The organism is Chthonomonas sp. (assembly GCA_016788115.1).
Taxonomy (GTDB): Bacteria; Armatimonadota; Fimbriimonadia; order Fimbriimonadales; family Fimbriimonadaceae; genus UBA2391.
Genome location: JAEURR010000005.1, coordinates 25099 through 43836, shown reverse-complemented (window position 1 = coordinate 43836; position 18738 = coordinate 25099). Strand labels below are relative to the sequence as shown.

Here is an 18738-nt window from a genome sequence, read left to right as displayed (position 1 = left end):
TCGTTCGTTTGAGATACGGGTGTTGGCGGGAGTCGTTGCGCAATCCTGGGCCAATTGGCTAAGATGGATTGCGTTGCGTCCCACCCGTCCCTTTACCGGGTCAAGACGAAGGGCGCGGCGAAGCCGAGAGGATGTAAAGAGGAGGACTCGTCATAGTGAGACGGTTCATCAAGACTGGAACAGGACAGGCAATTAGCTTATTCACGATCTTTGCACTCGTGTTGCCGCTTTTGACGCTGATCGCGGGAACGCGAACAGCTCAGGCGCAACTTGAGCTGCGCGACACTTGGGCCGTGGTGGAGTTCGCGGACCGAACGAAGTCGGAGGCTGGACTTGGAAAAACCGCCGCCGAGTTCGTGAACACCGAATTCGCCAAGCTGAATCGGTACGACATGGCACTCGCCGAGACGGTCAACCGTTTCGTCACCGAGTTGGGCTACCAGAACCCTGTCGGCAACCAGAATGAGCTGGTCCGCCTGGGGCAGTCTTTGCAAGCGACTACTATTGTCTCTGGCGAAGTCGTGGACACCCGCGTGGTGGACGCTGGCAGCGGCAAGCGTGGTGAAGTCAAGCTTCGCGTCATCGTGCGCGACATCGCTTCGGGCACCGTCGTCAATGGCGCGGCTCTGAAGGGCATGTCGGCCGTACGAACGGGCGATGTGGACAACGGCACGCTGATCAATGACGCGCTTGCACAAGCAGCATTCCAGGCAGTGAGTTCGATCAACTCGAATACGCTGCCGAAGGCGACGGTTCTGAATACGACCGACAAGAACGCTCTTATTAATCAAGGTTCGCGCTCTGGTTTCCAGAACGGTCAAGAAGTCATCGTGACCCGTGGCCAAAATCAGGTTGCGAGCGGCACGATCGCCGACGTTGAGCCGGATTCGGCCTTCGTTCGCGTGGGCAAGTCGGTTCGTGGCGTTCAACCGGGCGACCGCGTTCAGGTCGTCTTCAAGGTTCCTGAGCTGAAATCCGGATGGACTGGCGGCGACGTCGTGCGTGATCGCAAGAGCGGTAACGCCTCGGCCATCATCACCGTCCTTCTCGTGCTCGGACTTGCGGTCTTTCTGCTAGGAAGCGGTCGCAGTTCCAATAACAACACGATTACGGATCTGTCGGCTAGCCTGCTCCCGCCGGCCAATGATACGCGCCTCGCGATCCAGCTTAGCTGGCGACCGGACGCCTTCATCAAGGAGCCCTATCGATTCCAGTGGCAGATCTGGCGCAATGACGTGGCCACCGGCCCGATCATGGTCGTCGACGGCCGTGCAACGAGCGCGGTGGATGACGGTCTCAACACCCTGATCGCTCCTTGGTACGACATGCGCGATGCGATCCCCGGACTGTGTAACGGTCCATCGGGTGGCGGAGCAGCGGCGACTCCTGCAACTCTCGCTTCGGGCGTACCTTATCAGTACTCGATCGAGCTGATCTACCGCACGAGCGCTCTGGATAGCCCAGATGCTGGTGGAAACGGTGGCGGCACGACCAGTGGCGGCACAGGCACGACCAGTGGCGGCACAGGCACGACTAGCGGTGGCACCGGTTCGACCAGTGGCGGCACGGGCACGACCAGTGGCGGCACGGGTTCGACGAGTGGCGGCACAGGTTCGACCAGCGGCGGCACGGGTAGCACTTCTGGCTCGACCGGCGCGGACTACTGCTACGGCGTGACCCCTCGTAAGGTCATGAACAGTACGATCACTCCGTTCCGGCAGCCGACTTTGACGGCTCCGGACGATGCGGTTACTCTGGCAGTGCCGACGGTGTTCCGATTCGAATCGATGCGCCGTTCGGGTAGCACGATCCCCATCGAGTACATCCTGCAGTTCTCGTCCGATCCTCTGTTCCCGTCGAACAACACACTGACCGTGTCCCGATTTACGGACACTTCGGCAGTGGGTACCGTCTCGACGCCTGGGGCAGTGGCGGTGAATCAGGGATTCACTGGAATCACGGACATCTACTGGCGAGTTGGGGTGCGAAACGCGGCTGAGAATACGACTTACACCTACAGCGGTGCAAGGAAATTCAAAAGACCGGTGAATCCACCCAGCCCCTAGTTCGTCCAATGCTTCGAGAGTAACAATCCGATAACCATGGATGCCCTCAACGAAACCGCTGGGGGCATCCTTTCAGGATGATTTGATGGTCAAGATGAGCAATTGCAAATGGATCGCTTTTGGAGTAGTGGCGCTGGGCTCTCTGCAGCACGCCCACGCTCAGGGTCGCGGGCTTTGGTACTACGAGTGTATCGACCCGATGAACATGACGCCGTACTCGACGCCTTATGGCTTCATAGGTACTGGGAACGACTTTATCAACGTCAACATGGGCGTTGTCGGGACCGTCACCATGGGCGGCATGAACGGACCGTGCTACGCTCCGAGCAGCCGTACGATGGATGCCTCGGGCCGATTCTGTTTCTTCACGGGCCCCGTCGGTTCGCAGCAGTCGTCCTTCGACGACAACATTGCGTTGTCCATGGGCGCCCCGTTTGATCCGGTAGGCGACTTCTCATACGCCAAGATCATCCGCTACTCCGATCCAGCGGTCGCCTCGGACCAGAAGCTCAAGCTCTTTGGCGAGGGCGGGTTGCGCGGCTGGTACGTTGGCGCGAGTAAGCGCTATTTTGTCGCCAGCTACGCTGACGGCGGAGCAGATATCAACCTCGAAACGCGGGTTCTTGGTGACGCCGTACGCATGCGGTGGCGCATGCGCAATACGACCGCAAACATCCTCTACTTAGGTTTGCGCTTTGGTACGTTCGTCGGGATGCGCTCTGATACCGGCGATACTGCTGGCAACACCCAGGCGAATACCACGATCGGAAGCGCGTCCGGTTTTGCAAAGGGTCCAACTTCTGACGGTCAGGTCTGGATTGGATACAACACGACGCCAACCACCAAACCCGTTCGCATTCAGCGCGCGTTCATTCGCTCGCGACAGAATTTCCCGTCGTACGCCAACTTCCAGTGGGGGCAATCCACGCCTTACGGTATTCGCGTTGACAACGACCCAACGCCTCAAACGCCCGATGCCACCCCAGTTGAGCACTTCGTCATCGGTGACTACGGCGGACCCGGCTGGCCAGGTCAGCTCTACGGGAACGCAATGCTTCCCCGTGTTTACACCGATTTTGGAGTTGGTGATCCCGTTCTTGATGCAGCAGCCGATCCGATTCAGGAAGTTTCGGATACCTACATCTCTGATACTGCCTATCTGCAGACCATCAAGCCGGAAGCGGTTGCTGCATTCGGTACCCGAGATGTAATTCAGTACATCCGATCCCCCTGGTCGGTGGGTGACTACCGTGATCCTTACACGACGATCATTGACGCTCCCCGTCTGATCTCGACAGGTGCTGGTAGCAATGGGTTGGATCCCAACCCGATGCAGATCTACGTCCACATCGACAACCAGTACGCGACGGTGGATCAAGAGGTCCCACTTACCAACGTTCGATTGACGCTTGAGCTGAAAGAAGGTTCAGGCTTAGTGCTGGATACCGGCGAAGCCAAGACGAAGATCATCTCGCGGATTGAGCCGAACCAGATTTCCAACATTTCGTGGTCGGTTGTTGCCGACGGCACAGCATTTGGCAAGTTGCCATTCACCCTCAAGGTGGAGCCTGCGACTGGTCCGGCGCGCACGTTGGAAGGAAGCATCCTCGTTGCGGCAACGCCGACTGTCCGCATTGCCGAAGGGCCGAACTTCATGACGTTTCCCTGGAGTTTCGCTGACAGCTCGCTGGACGCGATTCTCGGACTGAAGCAAGGCATCGATTATCTGGCCTATCGCTGGGAGCCGGAACTGGGCGAGTACGTCCCGGTGACTTCAGCGACCCGTGCGAACGGTCTGTGGATCGTTCCGGTGACCGACCAAGGTCTGCTTACGCTCTCGGGTGCAAGTTCGCCGTCCGATGCGACAACCGGTGGTCAGGTGACGATCCTGAAGCCAGGCTGGAACATGATCGGCAACCCATACAACTATCCGGTCACCCTCAGCCAACTCGTGGCTGTCGCGGACGATTCCCCAGCGCAATCGCTCACTTGGCAAGAGCTGGTGGATTCGGGATTGGTGAATTCGAGCTTGGCCTACTGGAAGCGAAATCCAGAGGACCCAACTTCAGGCACCTACGAGTTCACGACCGGTTCGGCCGACCAGGTTCTTCCGAGTCAGGGTTACTGGGTCTACGTGACCTCGTTTAACCCGATTCGAATCACTTGGCCTGCCATTTACTCCGAGGGCCTGCCGAATAGCGAGCGCTCGACCGGAAACCGACCTGGTTCCAAGTGGCAGCAGACTGAGAAGCAGTGGAGACTGCAGCTGACGGCCCGCAATGGCCAAGGTCTCGACGCTAACAACTACGTGGGCGTTGCCGCCACCGCGTTGGCTTCCAAGCAACTTGCAATCGTCGAGCCACCGGCGGCCATCAATAGCAAGCTCCAAGTGAGCATCGCAGGTGAGCTGAACGGTAAGGCAACCCGGCTGGCACAGTCGCTCGCCGAAGGCGCAGGCCGTAAGGAATGGAAGGTTCTCGTGAAGTCGGAAGTTTCAGGCGATGTGACGGTCACTTGGCCGAACATTTCGACGGTGCCGCGCAACGTGAACTTGCAAGTAGTCGATCCGGCCACCAAGACGACGCGTGACCTCCGATTCAACGGTAGCTACACCTTCCGCATGGATCAGCCAGGCACTCGCGAACTCACGGTCCAGATGCAGCCGGGCGCGGCAGCTCGAGCTCTCATCGGCGACGTGCTCGTGACCCGAACGGGTCGAGATTCGCGATCTGGGTTCAGCATCAACTACGCTCTCTCGGCTGGTGCCAACACTTCAATCCGCATCCTGAATGGATCGGGCAAGGAAGTGTACACACTGACCCGAGGCCGGGCTGACGGAGCTGGTCAGAACACCGCCACGTGGCAGATGCGCGATAACGCAAATCGTGCGGTTGCCCCGGGTGCCTACCAGGTCGAGATCGTCGCTGAAACCGCATCGGGCGAGCGAGTACGCAAGTTCGTTCCGATCAACGTCGTCCGCTAAGCGGACCTAACAAATCGAAAGGGCGGCTTCCAACTTTGGATGCCGCCCTTTCGTCTTAAGAGTGTCCATGTCGATCGCCCGTATTCTCGCTTGCCTCGTCCTGACGCTTGCAGTCTGCTTGGCTTTTGGGCGCGAGGGCGTCATCACACTCACTGCCTTCCCAACCGTCGAGGTCGCCAACGGTCGCAGCACCATTACCATCAAAGCAGAGGTGCGGGACAACCGCGGAGCGCTGGTGCCGGACGGCACCCAGATCCTCTTCGACACGAACCTCGGGTCGTTCCGACAGAACGTCCTAACGACGGTCAACGGTTTTGCCAGCGCACTGCTAGTGGCCAGCGCGTCGCCGGGCCGAGCGCGCATCACGGCCACTGCTGCCGAATTCAACGCGAGTGCACTGATGACCTTCGACTTTGTCGAAAGCAAGGCACAGCTCTCCAGTGCGAAGGAGTACTTCGAGATCGTCTCGCGCGGGAGTATGGTTTACAGCTCGGAGTGGAAGGTCATTGAGGCTGCCGGTCCCAACAAGGGCGTAACTCTCCGCTATCGGGATATCCAGATCGAAGCCGATGACCTGCAACTCAGCGTCCCGGGCTACGAAGTCAAAGCCCGCAAGGCACGCATCAAGATCGGTCGCGAATCGGCAGAGTATGACGAGCTCCTCTACAACCTGCGCGAGAAGACCGGCACGGGCATCGGTGAGCGCATAGAGCAGATCTCGAAGCCCGGTGTGCGGTTCCCGTTCTTGCGTGCGAACACCACCGAACGGATCGGGCGCGGGCCAGTATCGATTGACGGGCTGAAGAACGAGCCGATGAGGACCCCGCTCGCCCCGACGACTTTCGCCTTCCGCGACCTGAGTGAAACGCTCACCCTCGTAACCGCCCAGCGCATCGTCGCGTTTCCGCGCAGAGAGATTCAATTCCAGAATGCGGCGGTGCTGTACCAGGGAACCAAGGTTTTGCGGGTCCCTTACTACCAACTGAGCGCCTCGAGTCCATTGCCGCCTCTGAGCGACCAGTTCATTGAGATGACCGGCAGCCAGCTCGCGGTGAACTATCCGTACTACACCAGCATGCGTCCAGGGCAGACGAGTCTGCTGCGCATGCGGATCGGTAACCGGTACGGGGTCGGTTCTGGCGCGAGCCGCGGGGTCTTCATGGACTACGAAATCAAGTGGAACAAGGGCGATGAATCGGAGGGAGGGCTCGACGTGACGAGTCTGGGCCGCAAGGATTGGGGGCTCTCGGCGCGCCAGTTCTTCCGGTTCGATGATCGCTCTTCGGGGACTTTCCAGCTCGATACGCCTGCCAACCGAAGCGTCTTTGGGTCGATGAACTTGTCGCGGCAGTTCACCGGGTTCGCGGGCATTTATAGCGGCAGCCTGGGCAAGAGCCTGCGCGGCGTCTCGTTCACCCAGCAGAGCCACTACATGACTTTGGAGAAGGATCCGACGACACTCGGAAGGTTTCCGGCGAGATTCTACACGGGACTCACCGCAAACGCCAACCAGTACCGATCCGGCTCGCAGCGCTCGACCCAGTTGGCTTACGGCGTCCGGTCGCGCCTGCAAAGCAACACCTTCCGGTTCGGGCCGCGGACATCGGTCGATGCGAGCTTCGCTGTGAGCAAGCTCTATGGCAAAAACGTTAATGCGGGTCTGACCACCACGGGAGCAGTGACCTTTTTGACCCAAATCGCAAGAAATCTCTCGACTCGGTTGACGTACGACTATCGCAACGACGGGTTCAACTCCAAGCTGCTGGGCCAACACGCGCTGTCGATGTACACGCGGTTGGAAGTCGGCAGTCTTTCGGCAAGCTTCAATGTGAACAAGAGCTTGGGCGTGGCGCGCCTGGTGGGCTATGGCGACGCGAGCTACCGAGTCACGCCGCTCATCCGGTTGGGAGCGGGCATTACGACCGAACAGTTTGCGGGTAGCAAGTTCACCGACTCGACCTTCTTCGTCGGCTACACTCTGGGTATTCGTGAAGTGGGGCTTAGCTGGTCGCAGCGTACGCGACGCATCGGATTGGAGATTCTTGGCTCGACCCTGCCGTAGCTTGGGGCTGGCGGCGAGCTTGCTGTCGGTGCAGGTGTGCGTGGCGCTGCTGCCGGTCCGCGACTTTCGGATTTCGGCTGCTGGCTTCAAGATCACGAACGCCCGCTCAGACGAGCTGCAGTTCGCCTTTCCGTTGAGGGACGCCAAGGTAGATTGGGATCGCCTGGCAGTGCGCGGCTTGTCCGTTGCGCCCGCCAAACTTTCACCCACCCGACTCCGCGCATCCGGGTTTTCGGAGGGGTTCGAGATGTTCTTCACCGCGGGGTTCGCGCTGCGGGTTAGCTCGCTCGGTGCCCCGTATCTGTCCTGGCAAGAGGGAAGCGTCGCTCCTGGCGTCCTTTGCGCGCCTTCGAAGTTCATCGCCCTGAGCTTTCGCGACGACCAGCCGCCGATTCTCTTTTGCTTCCCCGATCAGCTGACGACCATGAAGATCGATGGGCGACCGGGCGAGTGGATCATTCGCTCCGGTTCGCAGTTGTCCGGATGGGTCCGGGTGATTGCGCCCTTCGGTGCGCGCGGTTACCCGACGGTGACGGCTGCCGACCTAGGCCGCCTAGTCAAAGCGCTGCAGCCCTCGCTGCCCAGGTGGACTTCGCCCTCCACGCGGTTGTCCGAGGTCCGTGCCAACCGGACTGCCGACGGGCTGGTGGCGCAGTTCAAATTTGACGGTGTGGGCGCGACGATGCCACAAGCTTGGGAGCGGCTGATCCTCAACAAGTCCGCGCGGCAAGTGGGTGTTCGGGGGCTTTTGGGTCGCCCGATATCGGATGGGCCGCGGGTCTTCAAGAAGGATTCCGTCGAACTCGTTTTGCCCGACGTACGACCGTTGCCCGGGCGCGCGCTCACGAGCAGGGACCCAGGGCTCCCGCGCATCGTGTTCAACGATGCGGCGAGCGTCCTGCGGCTCGCGATGGCCAATTCGCTGTCCTCGCGCAGTAGTGCGGTCCGGGAAGTCGCGATGAGCGAGCTGAACTCCTTTGCGCAGCGCTTCCCGAATGGGCTTCAGCGCTCGGCTGCGGGGACGACGTCTGAACTCGTGGCCGCATACTTGCTCCTTGGTCAGATTGTTGCTCCCGCACGGCGGTCCGACTGGCTACAGACGGCAGCGGACTGGATCGCTTGGGACACGTTGGACCCGGCGGTCAGTGCCGAAGCATCTGGGACGCTTGCACTGGCATTGGGGCTAGGCGTGTCGCCCACGATGCAAGTGCGGGCCGGACTCCTGGACGCGATGCTAGAGCTTGATCAGGCAGGTGGAATGCGCGAGTCGCGGCACCAAATTTTCCGAAAGGACCACCCGTTCGGCGAGTTCTCAACTCCGAACCGGGTGCTGAGTATGCACTCTGTGCGGGGAAGCGGCACACCCGAGACGGTACTGTTCACCGCGACGTCCTTATTGCCCGGTGAGCCGCTGGTGCTCGCGACCGAGAAGAAAAGTGGGCCGCTGAAGGGCGAGTGCCTGCTCAAAGCGATCGAACTCCCCGGTGCGCGCGTCTGGGCATTTCCAAACGTTCCGCCAGCCGGGGCGTTCGAGGCGGTATTCGGACCGCCAGTCAAGCTCGTCGATTAGCGGAAGCGCCAGATGGTACTGCCCGCTCGGCCAAGGATCTGGTTGGCGCTCATGGCCTTCACGTGTCCGTCAGCGTAGACGACGGGCGTCTTGCCATCGTTCTTCTTGGTAGCGCTGTAGAGTGCGTAGATTGGCTTAAGCTGGCTTGGCGAAAGGCTCGCTCCCAACTCGGCCACCAAGTCCCGATCCGAAACGAGCGGTGGGCTCAGCTGTGGGTCAGCAGTGAACGTCGTGCCATTGTATGGGCTGAAGCTGTAGCCGCGATACTTCGAGGAAAGCGGGCCGTGCGGGGTGGTCGCCAAGAGGCCGGTGCGGGCAGTCTCAGTTGCCTGCGAGAAGTTTGCTGGCGTCTTGAATCCCTCACAACCGGTGGTGACCGCTTGACCCTCGGAGCATCCGGCTGCGCTCAAGTCAACGGCCGTCGCGCCATTTAGGCCGACGTTCTGCTGGTTTCTGGTGGCCCAGTCTTCCGCGTACTTGCCGGTGGTACCCGGTGCCTTGAAGATGTCCTTGTTCTTCACATACGGATAGATCATTTGCGACCAGATCACGTACGGAGCCGGGTCGGTGGTGTAGATCGTCGCAGGGACGAAAGAATCGTCGCTGTCCTGGGCGTACAACATGACCGAAACGCTAAGCTGGCGCATCTGTGCCGTCGCCGAGGTGAGCTTCGCAGCTTCCTTTGCCTGGGCAAAAACGGGGAACAGAATGGCGGCCAGGATGGCGATGATGGCGATGACGACCAAGAGCTCAATAAGGGTAAAAGCCTTGCGCAAAGACATGATAGATTTCATAGTACGACAAGCGACTTCAAACCGGGTGCCAGAGTTGCGGTAATTCTCAGAAGCTGGCGGGATTCATGGGGTTACTGCCCGGCAGAATCGGGAACAGAATTCGATAGCCAGGAGGTGAACCCCCTATGCCATCCAAGGCGGAGTACTTCGACGCGCTGCGCGTCGGCGACCTTTCCCTTGTTCGCTCGATGATCGAGTCGGACCCCAGTTTGGTGGATGCCCGAGACATCCACGGAAGCCACGCGATCCAGGTGGCTTGCTACGCCCGGCAGCTCGCGATGGGCGAGTTCTTGGCTGCGCGTGGCGCAAAGCACGACATGTGGACCGCGAGCGTGCTCGGCCATGAGGCGGTCGTGCGCGGTTGGCTGAACGAGTTCCCCGGGGTCGTGAACGATGCCTCGATGGACGGATTCACGCCGCTCGGCCTTGCCGCCATGCTCGGGCACGGCCCGACCGTGGATACGCTGTTGCAGTACCGGGCAGACCCAAATCGTCCTGGCCCAGCGCTCTGTGGGGCGAGGCCAGTGCACATGGCGGTGCTCAGTGGAAACTCGCGCATCCTGCTGTCGCTGGTGCGCAACGGCGCACAGCTGGCCGGGACCACAAGCGATGGCGCAACGGCGTTGCACTGGGCGGCCTATGCGGGCCACTCGGGACTCGTCCATGCGCTCCTCTCGCTCGGCGCGCCCAAAGATGTGCTCAACAAGCGCGGGCAATCGGCCCTGGACCTTGCTCAGGCAGCGGGCAAGCGGGACGTTGTGCCCCTTCTTGCCGCTTGATCGGGACCAATAGTCCCGCGCCACCGAACTGCGCAGCAACCCCATCGTACACTTCAGTCAGTGAGGTGAATCATGGGAATCACGATGGGTGATGCGTTGACAGTAATGGGGCTCTTTGCCGGGCTCGGACTCTCCAGTTGGGCGGCAATGATCGTCGCGGCGCTGCTCTTTCCCAGTCGGGCCGAGGTCGCACAGGCCGCCATCGTCAAGCCGGGCAGAACAGTCGGGTTGGGGTTGGCAACTGGATTCGTGGGGATCGGTTTTTCGCTGGTGCTACTTTCTGTTCCGCAGCCGCTGGCCAAGCTCATCGGCTTTGCAGGGCTTGGCACCATGCTCTGCATCGCGGCTGTGGGTGGAGCGGGCTTGAGCCGGCTCCTGATGACACGGATCCACGCGATTGATCCCTCGTGGGGACCGTTCCCGAGCTTGGCTCGGGCAAGCACGCTCGTCGTGCTCATGGGTCTGTTGCCGATCATCGGTTGGTTCCTTCTGGGGCCTGCGATGTTCGTGCTCATGATCGGAGCAGGGACACGGTCCCTGTTCCGGGGCAAGCCTGCGGCCCAGGCGACTGCGCCGCCTGTGTACTGAGGACCATGAATCGTCGCGAGTTCCTCATTGGGCTAGGGGCCCTCTCGGTCGGGGTGGCGGGCTGCGGAAAGCCCGCACGGCAACTTGCCGCTCGGCATGCGCCGTACACTGGGCCCGCCCCGACCCTGCCAGACGCCGACCTGCGGGTGTTGCATCGGACGAGTTTCGGTCCCAACCGCGAAACGATCCAGCAGATCCAACAGATGGGTCGCGGGGCGTACGTGGATCGGGTCTTGGCGGCCAATGATCCCGAAGATGACGCGCTCGGCATGCAGCTGGTCCGGCTGGAAGCGCTGCACATGCAGGCCGCTGAACTGCAAGATCAGCCTCAGCACGAGGTGATCAGTCAGATTCAGAGCGCCTCGATCTTGCGCGCCACGTATGGGAAGAATCCTCTGTTGGAACGGATGGTCTCGGTGTGGACTGATCACTTCAACATCGACGCCAAGAAGGAGTACTCCGCGTACCGGAAGCCGCAGGACGAGGACCGTGTCATCCGGGAGCATGCGCTCGGGAAGTTTCCCGATATGTTGCTGGCGAGCACCCAGAGCCCGGCCATGCTGGTTTATCTGGACAATCAGCTTAACCGTCGCGGCGTGCCGAACGAGAATTACGCGCGCGAACTGCTGGAGTTGCATTCGATGGGAGTGCACGGGGGCTATACGCAGAGGGATATCTTGGAAGTAGCCCGGTGCTTCACGGGCTGGACCGTCGAGCGACGATTTCTGCACGCGCGGGGGCAGCTGCGGTTTGACCCGGCCTTGCACGACGACGGAGCGAAGACGGTGCTTGGGGTGCATATCCCCGCGGGAGGCAGGGAGTCCGATGCGAGGCGAGTCGTCTCGATCTTGTCGAACCACCCGGCCACGGCACGCAACATCGCGACCAAGCTCTGTCGCGCCGTATTCGGAGTGGCAACCGCAGAGTGGGTTGCAAGAACGGCTGGCATCTATCTGGAAACGGGCGGCGATATCCGAAGCATGCTCCGGCCGATGCTGATGAGCGAGGATTTGCTGACCGCTCCACCGATGGTGAAGCGCCCGATGGACTTTCTCATTTCGGCGCTACGGTGCTCAGAAGCCGTGACCGACGGCGCACGTCCGCTGCAGCAGTGGCTACGGACGATGGGGCAGTCGCCGTATGAGTGGCCGATGCCGGACGGATATCCCACGGATCTGGATGCCTGGACTGGCTCGCTGTTGGCGCGGTGGAATTTCGCATCTGCGCTCTGCGCCAACGGCATTGCGGGCACGAGTGTGAACTGGCGAAGGTTAGGGCTGATCGACCAGCCTCAGGAGCTCGTGCCGACGCTGCTCGGGAGGTCCCGAGACGCAGCGCGACCCCTGGACAAATCGCTCGACTTGACCAAGGCCGCCGACCTCAACGCTGCGCTCTGCCTGATGAGCCCGGAGTTCCAATGGAGATGAACGCATGAACGACCCGTGGATGACTTGCGAAGGACGATATGAGCCAGGGGTGTCGCGCCGGACGCTGCTCAAAGGCGCGGGGGTGGGTGCTGCGGCTTGGTTGGCCGGGAAGCTGCCCGCGCTGGCGCAGATCACGGTCAAGCCGGGACAGCTGGGAGGGCCCGTGCTCGTGAGCATCTTCTTGCGCGGTGGTGCCGATGGTCTGAACATGGTCGTACCGCACGGCGATCCGGACTACTATCGATTGCGCCCGACCTTGGCGCTGGCGAAGAAAGACACGCTTTCGCTGGGCGATTTCTTTGGGTTGAACCCGGCGCTGCGACCGATGATGACGGACTTTGAGGCCGGGGATCTGGCGATCTTGCATGCGGTCGGTTCGGCGGACGAAACACGCAGCCATTTCGAGGCCATGAACGCGATGGAGCGGGGCCAGGCCAAAAGCCGGGATGGGAACTCGAACGGGTGGTTGACGCGGTACTTGGCGAACTCGCCGAGCGAGAACACGAGCCCGCTCCGGGCGGTGGCCTTTGGATCCGTGATGCCGGATGCGCTGCTGGGCGCGCCGCATGCCTTGGCAATGCAATCGCTTGAAGACTTTCGGCTCGTCACCGCCGGAGAGGGGCAGGAGGCTGCGGTCACCGCTTGGCTGCAAGAGATTTATGCTGCGGAGAACGACGCGATGGCGCACGCGGGTCACGAGACCTTACGCGTGATGGAGTCGCTTCACCGTCTGGAGCCAAAGCAGTATCGTCCCGCGGCCGGCGCGAACTACCCCACGAGTGACTTGGGCGAGTCGCTCAAACAACTCGCTTTTCTCATCAAACACGACATCGGGGTCGAAGTGGCCTGCCTGGACAAAGGCGGCTGGGACACCCATGTAGCGCAGGGCTCGACCGCCGGATGGTTGACGTACCTGCTCGAAGATCTCGCCAAGAGCCTCGCAGCCTTTACGCGTGACCTTGGCGACGCGATGCACCGAGTGACCGTCGTGGTGCAGACCGAGTTTGGTCGCCGCGCCTATGAGAACACCCAACTCGGGACCGACCACGGTCGGGGCAGCGTGATGTTTGTGCTTGGCAAGGGGATCCGCGGCGGGCAAGTCCTGGCAGATTGGCCCGGCCTGAAAGACGATCAGCTAGACGGTCCGGGCGACCTCAAAGTCACTCGGGACTACCGCGACGTGCTGGCCGAGCTGATCCAGCAACGACAAGGTCTACGGGACGCTCGCAGCGTCTTCCCAGGCTCGATGCTGCGACCTGTTGGACTAGCTTGAGCGTTGCGCTTTGAATTCGGCGGCGGCGGCGATGAAGCTGCGCAGGAGGTTCTGCGTGTCGTCGCCCTCGGGGGTGCGCTCGGGGTGCCACTGCACCCCGACGAGCCATCGCTTACCGGTCCCTTCGACCACTTCGATCGTGCCGTCCTCATGATGCCCGACGGCGCGGAGTCCTTCGGCGACCCGGCCAACCGCCTGGTGGTGGTAGCTCTTGCCTTGAGGCGTGGCGGTACCCAATACTTGTGCGGCCCGCGATGACGGGTCCAGGACGTACTGCTGGAGCGTCCCGCCGCTATGCGACTCATGCTCGACGCGGTCGGGGACGTGCTGTTCAAGCGTGCCGCCCAGCGCGACGTTGATCATCTGGCAGCCGTAGCAGATGCCAAGCACGGGCAGGTCAGGCGAGACTTGCTTCCAGAGTGCGAGCTCTGACTCGACCCGCGAGCCATCGTTCGGTTCGGATTTCTCGTGGTTCGGTTCGCCCCAGTAGCTTGCGTCGATGTCGGCCCCGCCTGGAATGAGCCAGCCATCGATGATCTCGGCGACGGCCTCAACGTCGGCGGTCGGCGGGATTAGGATGGGCACGCCCCCGGCTTTGGCCACCTCCTCGGCGTAGTTGTATCCGAGCGACAGCATGCCGCGATTCCGGGTGTTTTCCGGCTCGAATTTGCTCTCGACGGTGATGCCAATGATCGGCTTCATGCCCCGCTCACGAGGCTGGTGATGGCTTCGACATTGCGCCTGACCGCGTTGATGAACTCGGCAGCGCCGACCCCGTTGATCACACGGTGGTCAAAGGTGAGAGCGAGGTTCACGTATCGGCACATCTGCGGGGTTGCAGAATCTTGCGCGAGGCCGGTGTAAGGCTCACCCAGGAAGAGCGTACCAACTGACGGTGGTACGACGACGGGGACCGCGTCGCGCAAGCCAAACGCCTGCATGTTCGTGAGACTGAGTGTGACCGACTCGTTCGCTTGATCTTTGCCGCCTCGGGCGAGATCGATCTGTTCGCGGCATCGGTCGGCGAACATACGCCAGGCGAGCGTGTCGGACCGATCGACGACCGCCAGCACCAATTCATCACCGGGCAGAGCCACGGCGATGCCGAGGTTGGCGTGATGATAAGTGCGCAGCTTGTCGTCCCCAATCAGGGTCGAGCGAAACGCCGGGAAGTCGGCTAGGGCGCGGGCTACCGCGAATGCAAACATGGTGAACGCGCTCGGCTGGAATGTCTCCCCGGTGGCCTTTACTCGCGCCCGTTCGGCCTCCATCGCGCCCCATTGGCAGGCCACGGTGATGGTGCCGGGCACGACCAACTGCGAACCGCGGACGAGACGCGAGGCAAGCAGCCTTTGTTTCTGGGGGACGGCTGCTTCTGCATAGGTATCGTTCGACGCGAGGGTGGGCGCAGCCGGCGCGCCAGAAGCGGCGGCAGCACCGCCGGAGAGGAACTTGTCGATATCCGCGGGCATGAGCTTTGCCCCCGCGGCGGGGATCGTCTGCAGTTGATCCTCGGTAATTCCTTTCTCCTTGGCATACGCACGGGTGCGCGGCGGGATGTCGGTGCGGCGCTCGCCCGATGCCGCTCGTGCCGCGGCAGGAGAAGCGCCGGTGCTGGCGGAGGGTGCGGGGCCGTGCGATGAAACCGACTCCTCGACTGCACCCTGGACGCGCATCCGGCCAACTTCGGCACCGATTGGGAGGACCGTGTCTGGCTCGGCAACCCACGCTTCGAGCACACCGGCGTACGGCGATTCGACGTCCATGACCGCTTTGTCAGTCTCCATCTGATAAATGGGTTCGTCGCGGCGGACGGTATCGCCGGGTTGTTTCAGCACCGCCACGAGGCGGGCTTCCTGCAGGCCTTCGCCGATCATGGGAATACGCAGCGCCACGACCGATTCGCCGGTACTCGTTGGCGCGGTGGCAGCAGGTGACTGGCCATGAGGAGCTGCCGCCGGGACCTCGCTGGCGACTTCCATCTTGGCGATCTCAGCACCGATGGGAAGTAGAGTATCGGGCGGTGCAGACCATGAAACCAGGGTCCCTTCGAACGGAGATTCGACGTCCATGACGGCCTTGTCGGTTTCCATCTGGTAGATGGGTTCGTCACGTCGGACGCGGTCGCCGGGCTGCTTCAGGACGGCGACGAGGCGAGCCTCTTGAAGGCCCTCACCAATTTGAGGAATATGAACGGAAACAATTGGCATCTTTGCACTCAACTCCTTCCTGGAGCGTATAGTGCATTCTGACATGATGTTCTGGAGATGGTTTGCTCCCTCAGCACTGCTCGCCCTTATGGTGGCGTCGGCAGGTGCCCAGACCCCCATCGATACGCGCAATCAACGGGCGGTGGCGTTGCCGTTTCTGCGGCTGCCATTTGACCCTCAGATCCGCGCAGAGGGGCAGAAGGAGTGGAGTGTGGGACTCTCGATTGCGAACGAGATGCGGCGGCGCGGTGCGCTGGAGGACGATCACGAAACCACACGCCTCATGTACCGGCACACTCGTGGCACCCAGTGGGGCGAATGGTGGGTCGAGGGTGGAGTCGTCACTCGGGGCGGCGGGTTTTTGGATCCGATCATCGATGGGTGGCACAAGAATGTCCTTGGTTGGAGCGACCCGGTTCGCAACTCGACCCGAATGGGCCGCACCGTGGTACGCGATGGTGGGAGGTACAGTTTCGGTTCCGCGAGCGGCATCTCGGACATCACTGTGGGAGTTGGCAAGCAGCTCTCCAGACAGATTTCTGCGCGGGCAGCGATCAAGCTACCGACCGGTAGCGCATCGAACCTGATCGGTTCGGGCGGATTGGATGCAGGAGTGTCGGTGTACGCCACCCAGCCAATCAACCGTCGTCTTTCGGTTGTTGCCCAAGCCGGTTTGGTAGTGCAGGGGCACGCTACGCGGTTGCCCAACGCGCGCAAGTGGGTGGACCAAGAGGGGTTGGCACTGGTGCTCGCTCCCAATCGTCGCGACGAGTGGATCGTGCAGTGGCAGAGTGAGCGTGCACCGATCACCGGTTCGGAGAGTTCGGTCAATGGTGCTCATCGGCTCATGACCTTTGGCTACCGACGCAAGCTCGGTCACAACGAGTGGCTGGAGGCGTCATTCAGCGAGGATGAGGACCTGGTGAATCGTCGCCAGCCGATGATTGCCTCCAGCGGGCCTGACTTCAGCGTCAGCTTCCGCTGGGTCAAGAGGTTCTAGCCTGCAGCGGTTTTTCCAGCGGTGGCGTCAGTGGTCCACCCTCGTGAGCATGGTTTTGCTCCGGGTGTGCGCGGTGCTGTGCGTCGGCAGCGCATTCCAGACGTACCGCCTTGGGGGACCCCAGTGGCTCATGTGGTTAACGCTCGCGGGCGCAGTGGGGCTGTTCGTTGCCAGTTTGGTCCCGCCAAGAAAACATCCCGACCGCCGTTAAGGGGATCGGGACGCCTTGAAGTTGTTGCTTCCGGCTCAGTTGTCGAGGACGGTGATCCGGTTCGGATTCGGCTTGAAGATCATGATGCTCTGGTTATCGGTGAACCGATACTCCAGTCCCAGGGCCTGGGTGAGCATGTCGAGCCCCTGCTTCAGCGTCGTGTCGATCAAGTAAGCATCGACGAGGCGGCCGGTGAGCTTTTCGTCCACTTCGATCCAGATGTTCGTCTGCTTGGCGATGTTCTTGATGACGTCACGGAAGTCCGTCCGCGCAAAGCGGGTTGTGAACTTCTTCTGCAGGACTGAATCGGAAAGCTTGCCTTGGAACCGCTTGGGCTGCTCGGGATCTACTTTCGGCTGGGCAACCTTGGTAGGGTCGGTCCGCTTGATGAAGTAAATGCCGTTCTGGACTTCGTACTCCAGGTTCGCATTGCGGCAGATGATCTCCAGCGTCTCGTCAAAGTCGAGGCCGTTGAGCACCAGGTAGAGCTCCGAGCGCGGCATCCGATCGAGGACGAAATTCTTTTTGCCCTGGGTGAACAGGTCAGTGAGCACGTCGCGGACGTCCTTGCCCTTTGATGTGAGGTTCACCAATCCGGTCGCCTCGGTCTTTACAGCTTCGTCGGCTGGGTTAGGGTTCGTGACGGGCTCGGAGTTGGCCCAGGCTGAGCCCAAGCCGAGTGCGAGCAGAACGATCAATGGCAACTTCTTCATGACGATTACTACAGTTGAGGACGAGTGAACCCGGGCTTTTGACGCGCCTTCAGTCAAGGACCTTGACGTATCCAGTGCCCGGTTTGGGGTCGGGTCGGCTCACGGTGCGGTGCTTCGTTGCAGGTTTGCGTCGCTTCGGTGCGGAGTAGTGAAATTTGCGGGTCGTGCGCCTTGGGCTCACTGACTTCTTGGGTGCGGGCTTTGGTGTCGGCTTCTCGACAACCGGCCGCTGGGCGACCTTCTTCCCGTTCTCAATGGTCTTCTCGACGACCGCGCCGTCGTTCTTCGCAACTTCGTACTTCTGCTCTGGCTCGTCAGCGGGGGGAGTCGCGTGCTCCTCATGTTTCGGAGTCTCCACTTTGGGCTCTTCGTGCTTAGGTTCTTCGTGCTTCACGGGCTCTTCGGCCTTTGTTTCTTCATGCGCCGGTTCTTCAGCGGCGGCTTCGTGCTTCGGCTTTGCTTCTTTCTCTTCGGCGGGAGCCTCGTGCTCGGCGGTGGCGAGTTTGTTTCCGAGCACAGCGGTCGGGCGCTTCATGAACGCGGTCATGCCGATGAGCACCGCCCCGAGGGTGAACCCTAGGAGGAGGGGCTTCAGGTTTGAAGCAAGCATCGGCTTGAGAGCGTCGAGGGAAAAACTGAACTTGGGCAGCGCGAGCTTTTTCTTCGCCTTTGGCTCGGCGACTGGTTCCGCTGCTTGGGGTTCGGGGGCCGGTTCTGGGTTAAGCGCTGCCATGGCACTTGCGAGAGCCTCGTCGCTTACTTCCAGCGGGTCTGGGACAGGAGCGGCCTTCTCGGTCACTTCGAGGGCAGGCGCTTCTACGGGCGCGGCCTGGACCTCGGTGAGCATGGTCTCCAGAGAGATTGCCTTGTCTTCTGCTGACTTCTGGCATTCCGGACACTCACTGACGTGCTTTTGAAGCTGCAGAACGGTGTCTTCGGGCAACTGATCTCCCGCCAGATACCGGCTCATCTGCGCTTGCGCTAATTGACACTCTAGATTTTCGAGTTCCATGGTTGACAATCCGCTTCAGCTTTTTGAGGGCAAAACCTCATCCGGCTATG

14 protein-coding genes are annotated in these 18738 nt (G+C 61.2%); 9 read left to right on the top strand and 5 right to left on the bottom strand.

Annotated features, from left to right (window positions below; all coding sequences use genetic code 11):
• Positions 1-155 precede the first annotated feature (155 nt).
• From JNM85_02825 to JNM85_02810, 4 genes are all read left to right on the top strand, one after another.
• A complete protein-coding gene (locus JNM85_02825; GenBank protein MBL8086990.1) occupies positions 156-2066 on the top strand; it encodes a hypothetical protein in 1911 nt (636 codons plus the stop codon).
• Positions 2067-2151: 85 nt separating this feature from the next.
• On the top strand, positions 2152-5049 hold the full coding sequence (locus tag JNM85_02820; protein MBL8086989.1) for a hypothetical protein: 2898 nt from the start codon (positions 2152-2154) through the stop codon (positions 5047-5049).
• Between the two features lie 67 nt (positions 5050-5116).
• Entirely contained in the window at positions 5117-7111 is a 1995-nt protein-coding gene (locus JNM85_02815) for a hypothetical protein (GenBank protein ID MBL8086988.1), read from the top strand.
• The gene (locus JNM85_02810; GenBank protein MBL8086987.1) at positions 7092-8681 is read left to right on the top strand and encodes a hypothetical protein; all 1590 of its coding nucleotides are present in this window, start codon (positions 7092-7094) and stop codon (positions 8679-8681) included. The genes JNM85_02815 and JNM85_02810 overlap by 20 nt, the downstream gene beginning before the upstream one ends.
• On the opposite strand, the gene JNM85_02805 is transcribed toward JNM85_02810, so the two are convergent.
• Entirely contained in the window at positions 8678-9463 is a 786-nt protein-coding gene (locus JNM85_02805; protein ID MBL8086986.1) for a prepilin-type N-terminal cleavage/methylation domain-containing protein, read from the bottom strand. The genes JNM85_02810 and JNM85_02805 overlap by 4 nt on opposite strands.
• Before the next feature lie 137 nt (positions 9464-9600).
• Here JNM85_02805 and JNM85_02800 point away from each other — a divergent pair, with 137 nt between their 5' ends.
• From JNM85_02800 to JNM85_02785, 4 genes are all read left to right on the top strand, one after another.
• The gene (locus JNM85_02800) at positions 9601-10254 is read left to right on the top strand and encodes an ankyrin repeat domain-containing protein (GenBank protein ID MBL8086985.1); all 654 of its coding nucleotides are present in this window, start codon (positions 9601-9603) and stop codon (positions 10252-10254) included.
• A gap of 72 nt (positions 10255-10326) precedes the next feature.
• The gene (locus JNM85_02795) at positions 10327-10842 is read left to right on the top strand and encodes a hypothetical protein (GenBank protein MBL8086984.1); all 516 of its coding nucleotides are present in this window, start codon (positions 10327-10329) and stop codon (positions 10840-10842) included.
• A gap of 5 nt (positions 10843-10847) precedes the next feature.
• On the top strand, positions 10848-12269 hold the full coding sequence (locus JNM85_02790) for a DUF1800 domain-containing protein (GenBank protein MBL8086983.1): 1422 nt from the start codon (positions 10848-10850) through the stop codon (positions 12267-12269).
• Positions 12270-12273: 4 nt separating this feature from the next.
• On the top strand, positions 12274-13542 hold the full coding sequence (locus JNM85_02785; GenBank protein MBL8086982.1) for a DUF1501 domain-containing protein: 1269 nt from the start codon (positions 12274-12276) through the stop codon (positions 13540-13542).
• Here JNM85_02785 and JNM85_02780 read toward each other — a convergent pair.
• On the bottom strand, positions 13534-14244 hold the full coding sequence (locus tag JNM85_02780) for a gamma-glutamyl-gamma-aminobutyrate hydrolase family protein (GenBank protein ID MBL8086981.1): 711 nt from the start codon (positions 14242-14244) through the stop codon (positions 13534-13536). The two genes, JNM85_02785 and JNM85_02780, sit on opposite strands and share 9 nt — an antisense overlap.
• Positions 14241-15752: a 2-oxo acid dehydrogenase subunit E2 gene (locus tag JNM85_02775; protein ID MBL8086980.1), complete on the bottom strand. Its 1512-nt coding sequence runs from the start codon at positions 15750-15752 to the stop codon at positions 14241-14243. The genes JNM85_02780 and JNM85_02775 overlap by 4 nt, the downstream gene beginning before the upstream one ends.
• Before the next feature lie 43 nt (positions 15753-15795).
• On the opposite strand from JNM85_02775, the gene JNM85_02770 reads away from it, so the two are divergent.
• The gene (locus JNM85_02770; GenBank protein ID MBL8086979.1) at positions 15796-16752 is read left to right on the top strand and encodes a DUF3187 family protein; all 957 of its coding nucleotides are present in this window, start codon (positions 15796-15798) and stop codon (positions 16750-16752) included.
• Between the two features lie 246 nt (positions 16753-16998).
• On the opposite strand, the gene JNM85_02765 is transcribed toward JNM85_02770, so the two are convergent.
• Positions 16999-17676: an STN domain-containing protein gene (locus JNM85_02765; GenBank protein MBL8086978.1), complete on the bottom strand. Its 678-nt coding sequence runs from the start codon at positions 17674-17676 to the stop codon at positions 16999-17001.
• 49 nt (positions 17677-17725) lie between these two features.
• Positions 17726-18646 carry a zf-HC2 domain-containing protein gene (locus tag JNM85_02760; protein ID MBL8086977.1) on the bottom strand — a complete coding sequence of 307 codons (921 nt, stop codon included), beginning with the start codon at positions 18644-18646 and terminating at the stop codon, positions 17726-17728.
• Positions 18647-18738: the final 92 nt, after the last annotated feature.

What these genes read in the sequence shown, in the direction of transcription:
- JNM85_02820 (MBL8086989.1), top strand. Translation starts at nt 2,152, where the DNA reads ATGGTCAAGATGAGCAATTGCAAATGGATCGCTTTTGGAGTAGTGGCG.
- JNM85_02815 (MBL8086988.1), top strand. Translation starts at nt 5,117, where the DNA reads ATGTCGATCGCCCGTATTCTCGCTTGCCTCGTCCTGACGCTTGCAGTC.
- JNM85_02805 (MBL8086986.1), bottom strand. Translation starts at nt 9,463, where the DNA reads ATGTCTTTGCGCAAGGCTTTTACCCTTATTGAGCTCTTGGTCGTCATC.
- JNM85_02800 (MBL8086985.1), top strand. Translation starts at nt 9,601, where the DNA reads ATGCCATCCAAGGCGGAGTACTTCGACGCGCTGCGCGTCGGCGACCTT.
- JNM85_02795 (MBL8086984.1), top strand. Translation starts at nt 10,327, where the DNA reads ATGGGAATCACGATGGGTGATGCGTTGACAGTAATGGGGCTCTTTGCC.
- JNM85_02790 (MBL8086983.1), top strand. Translation starts at nt 10,848, where the DNA reads ATGAATCGTCGCGAGTTCCTCATTGGGCTAGGGGCCCTCTCGGTCGGG.
- JNM85_02785 (MBL8086982.1), top strand. Translation starts at nt 12,274, where the DNA reads ATGAACGACCCGTGGATGACTTGCGAAGGACGATATGAGCCAGGGGTG.
- JNM85_02780 (MBL8086981.1), bottom strand. Translation starts at nt 14,244, where the DNA reads ATGAAGCCGATCATTGGCATCACCGTCGAGAGCAAATTCGAGCCGGAA.
- JNM85_02775 (MBL8086980.1), bottom strand. Translation starts at nt 15,752, where the DNA reads ATGCCAATTGTTTCCGTTCATATTCCTCAAATTGGTGAGGGCCTTCAA.
- JNM85_02770 (MBL8086979.1), top strand. Translation starts at nt 15,796, where the DNA reads ATGATGTTCTGGAGATGGTTTGCTCCCTCAGCACTGCTCGCCCTTATG.
- JNM85_02765 (MBL8086978.1), bottom strand. Translation starts at nt 17,676, where the DNA reads ATGAAGAAGTTGCCATTGATCGTTCTGCTCGCACTCGGCTTGGGCTCA.
- JNM85_02760 (MBL8086977.1), bottom strand. Translation starts at nt 18,646, where the DNA reads ATGAGCCGGTATCTGGCGGGAGATCAGTTGCCCGAAGACACCGTTCTG.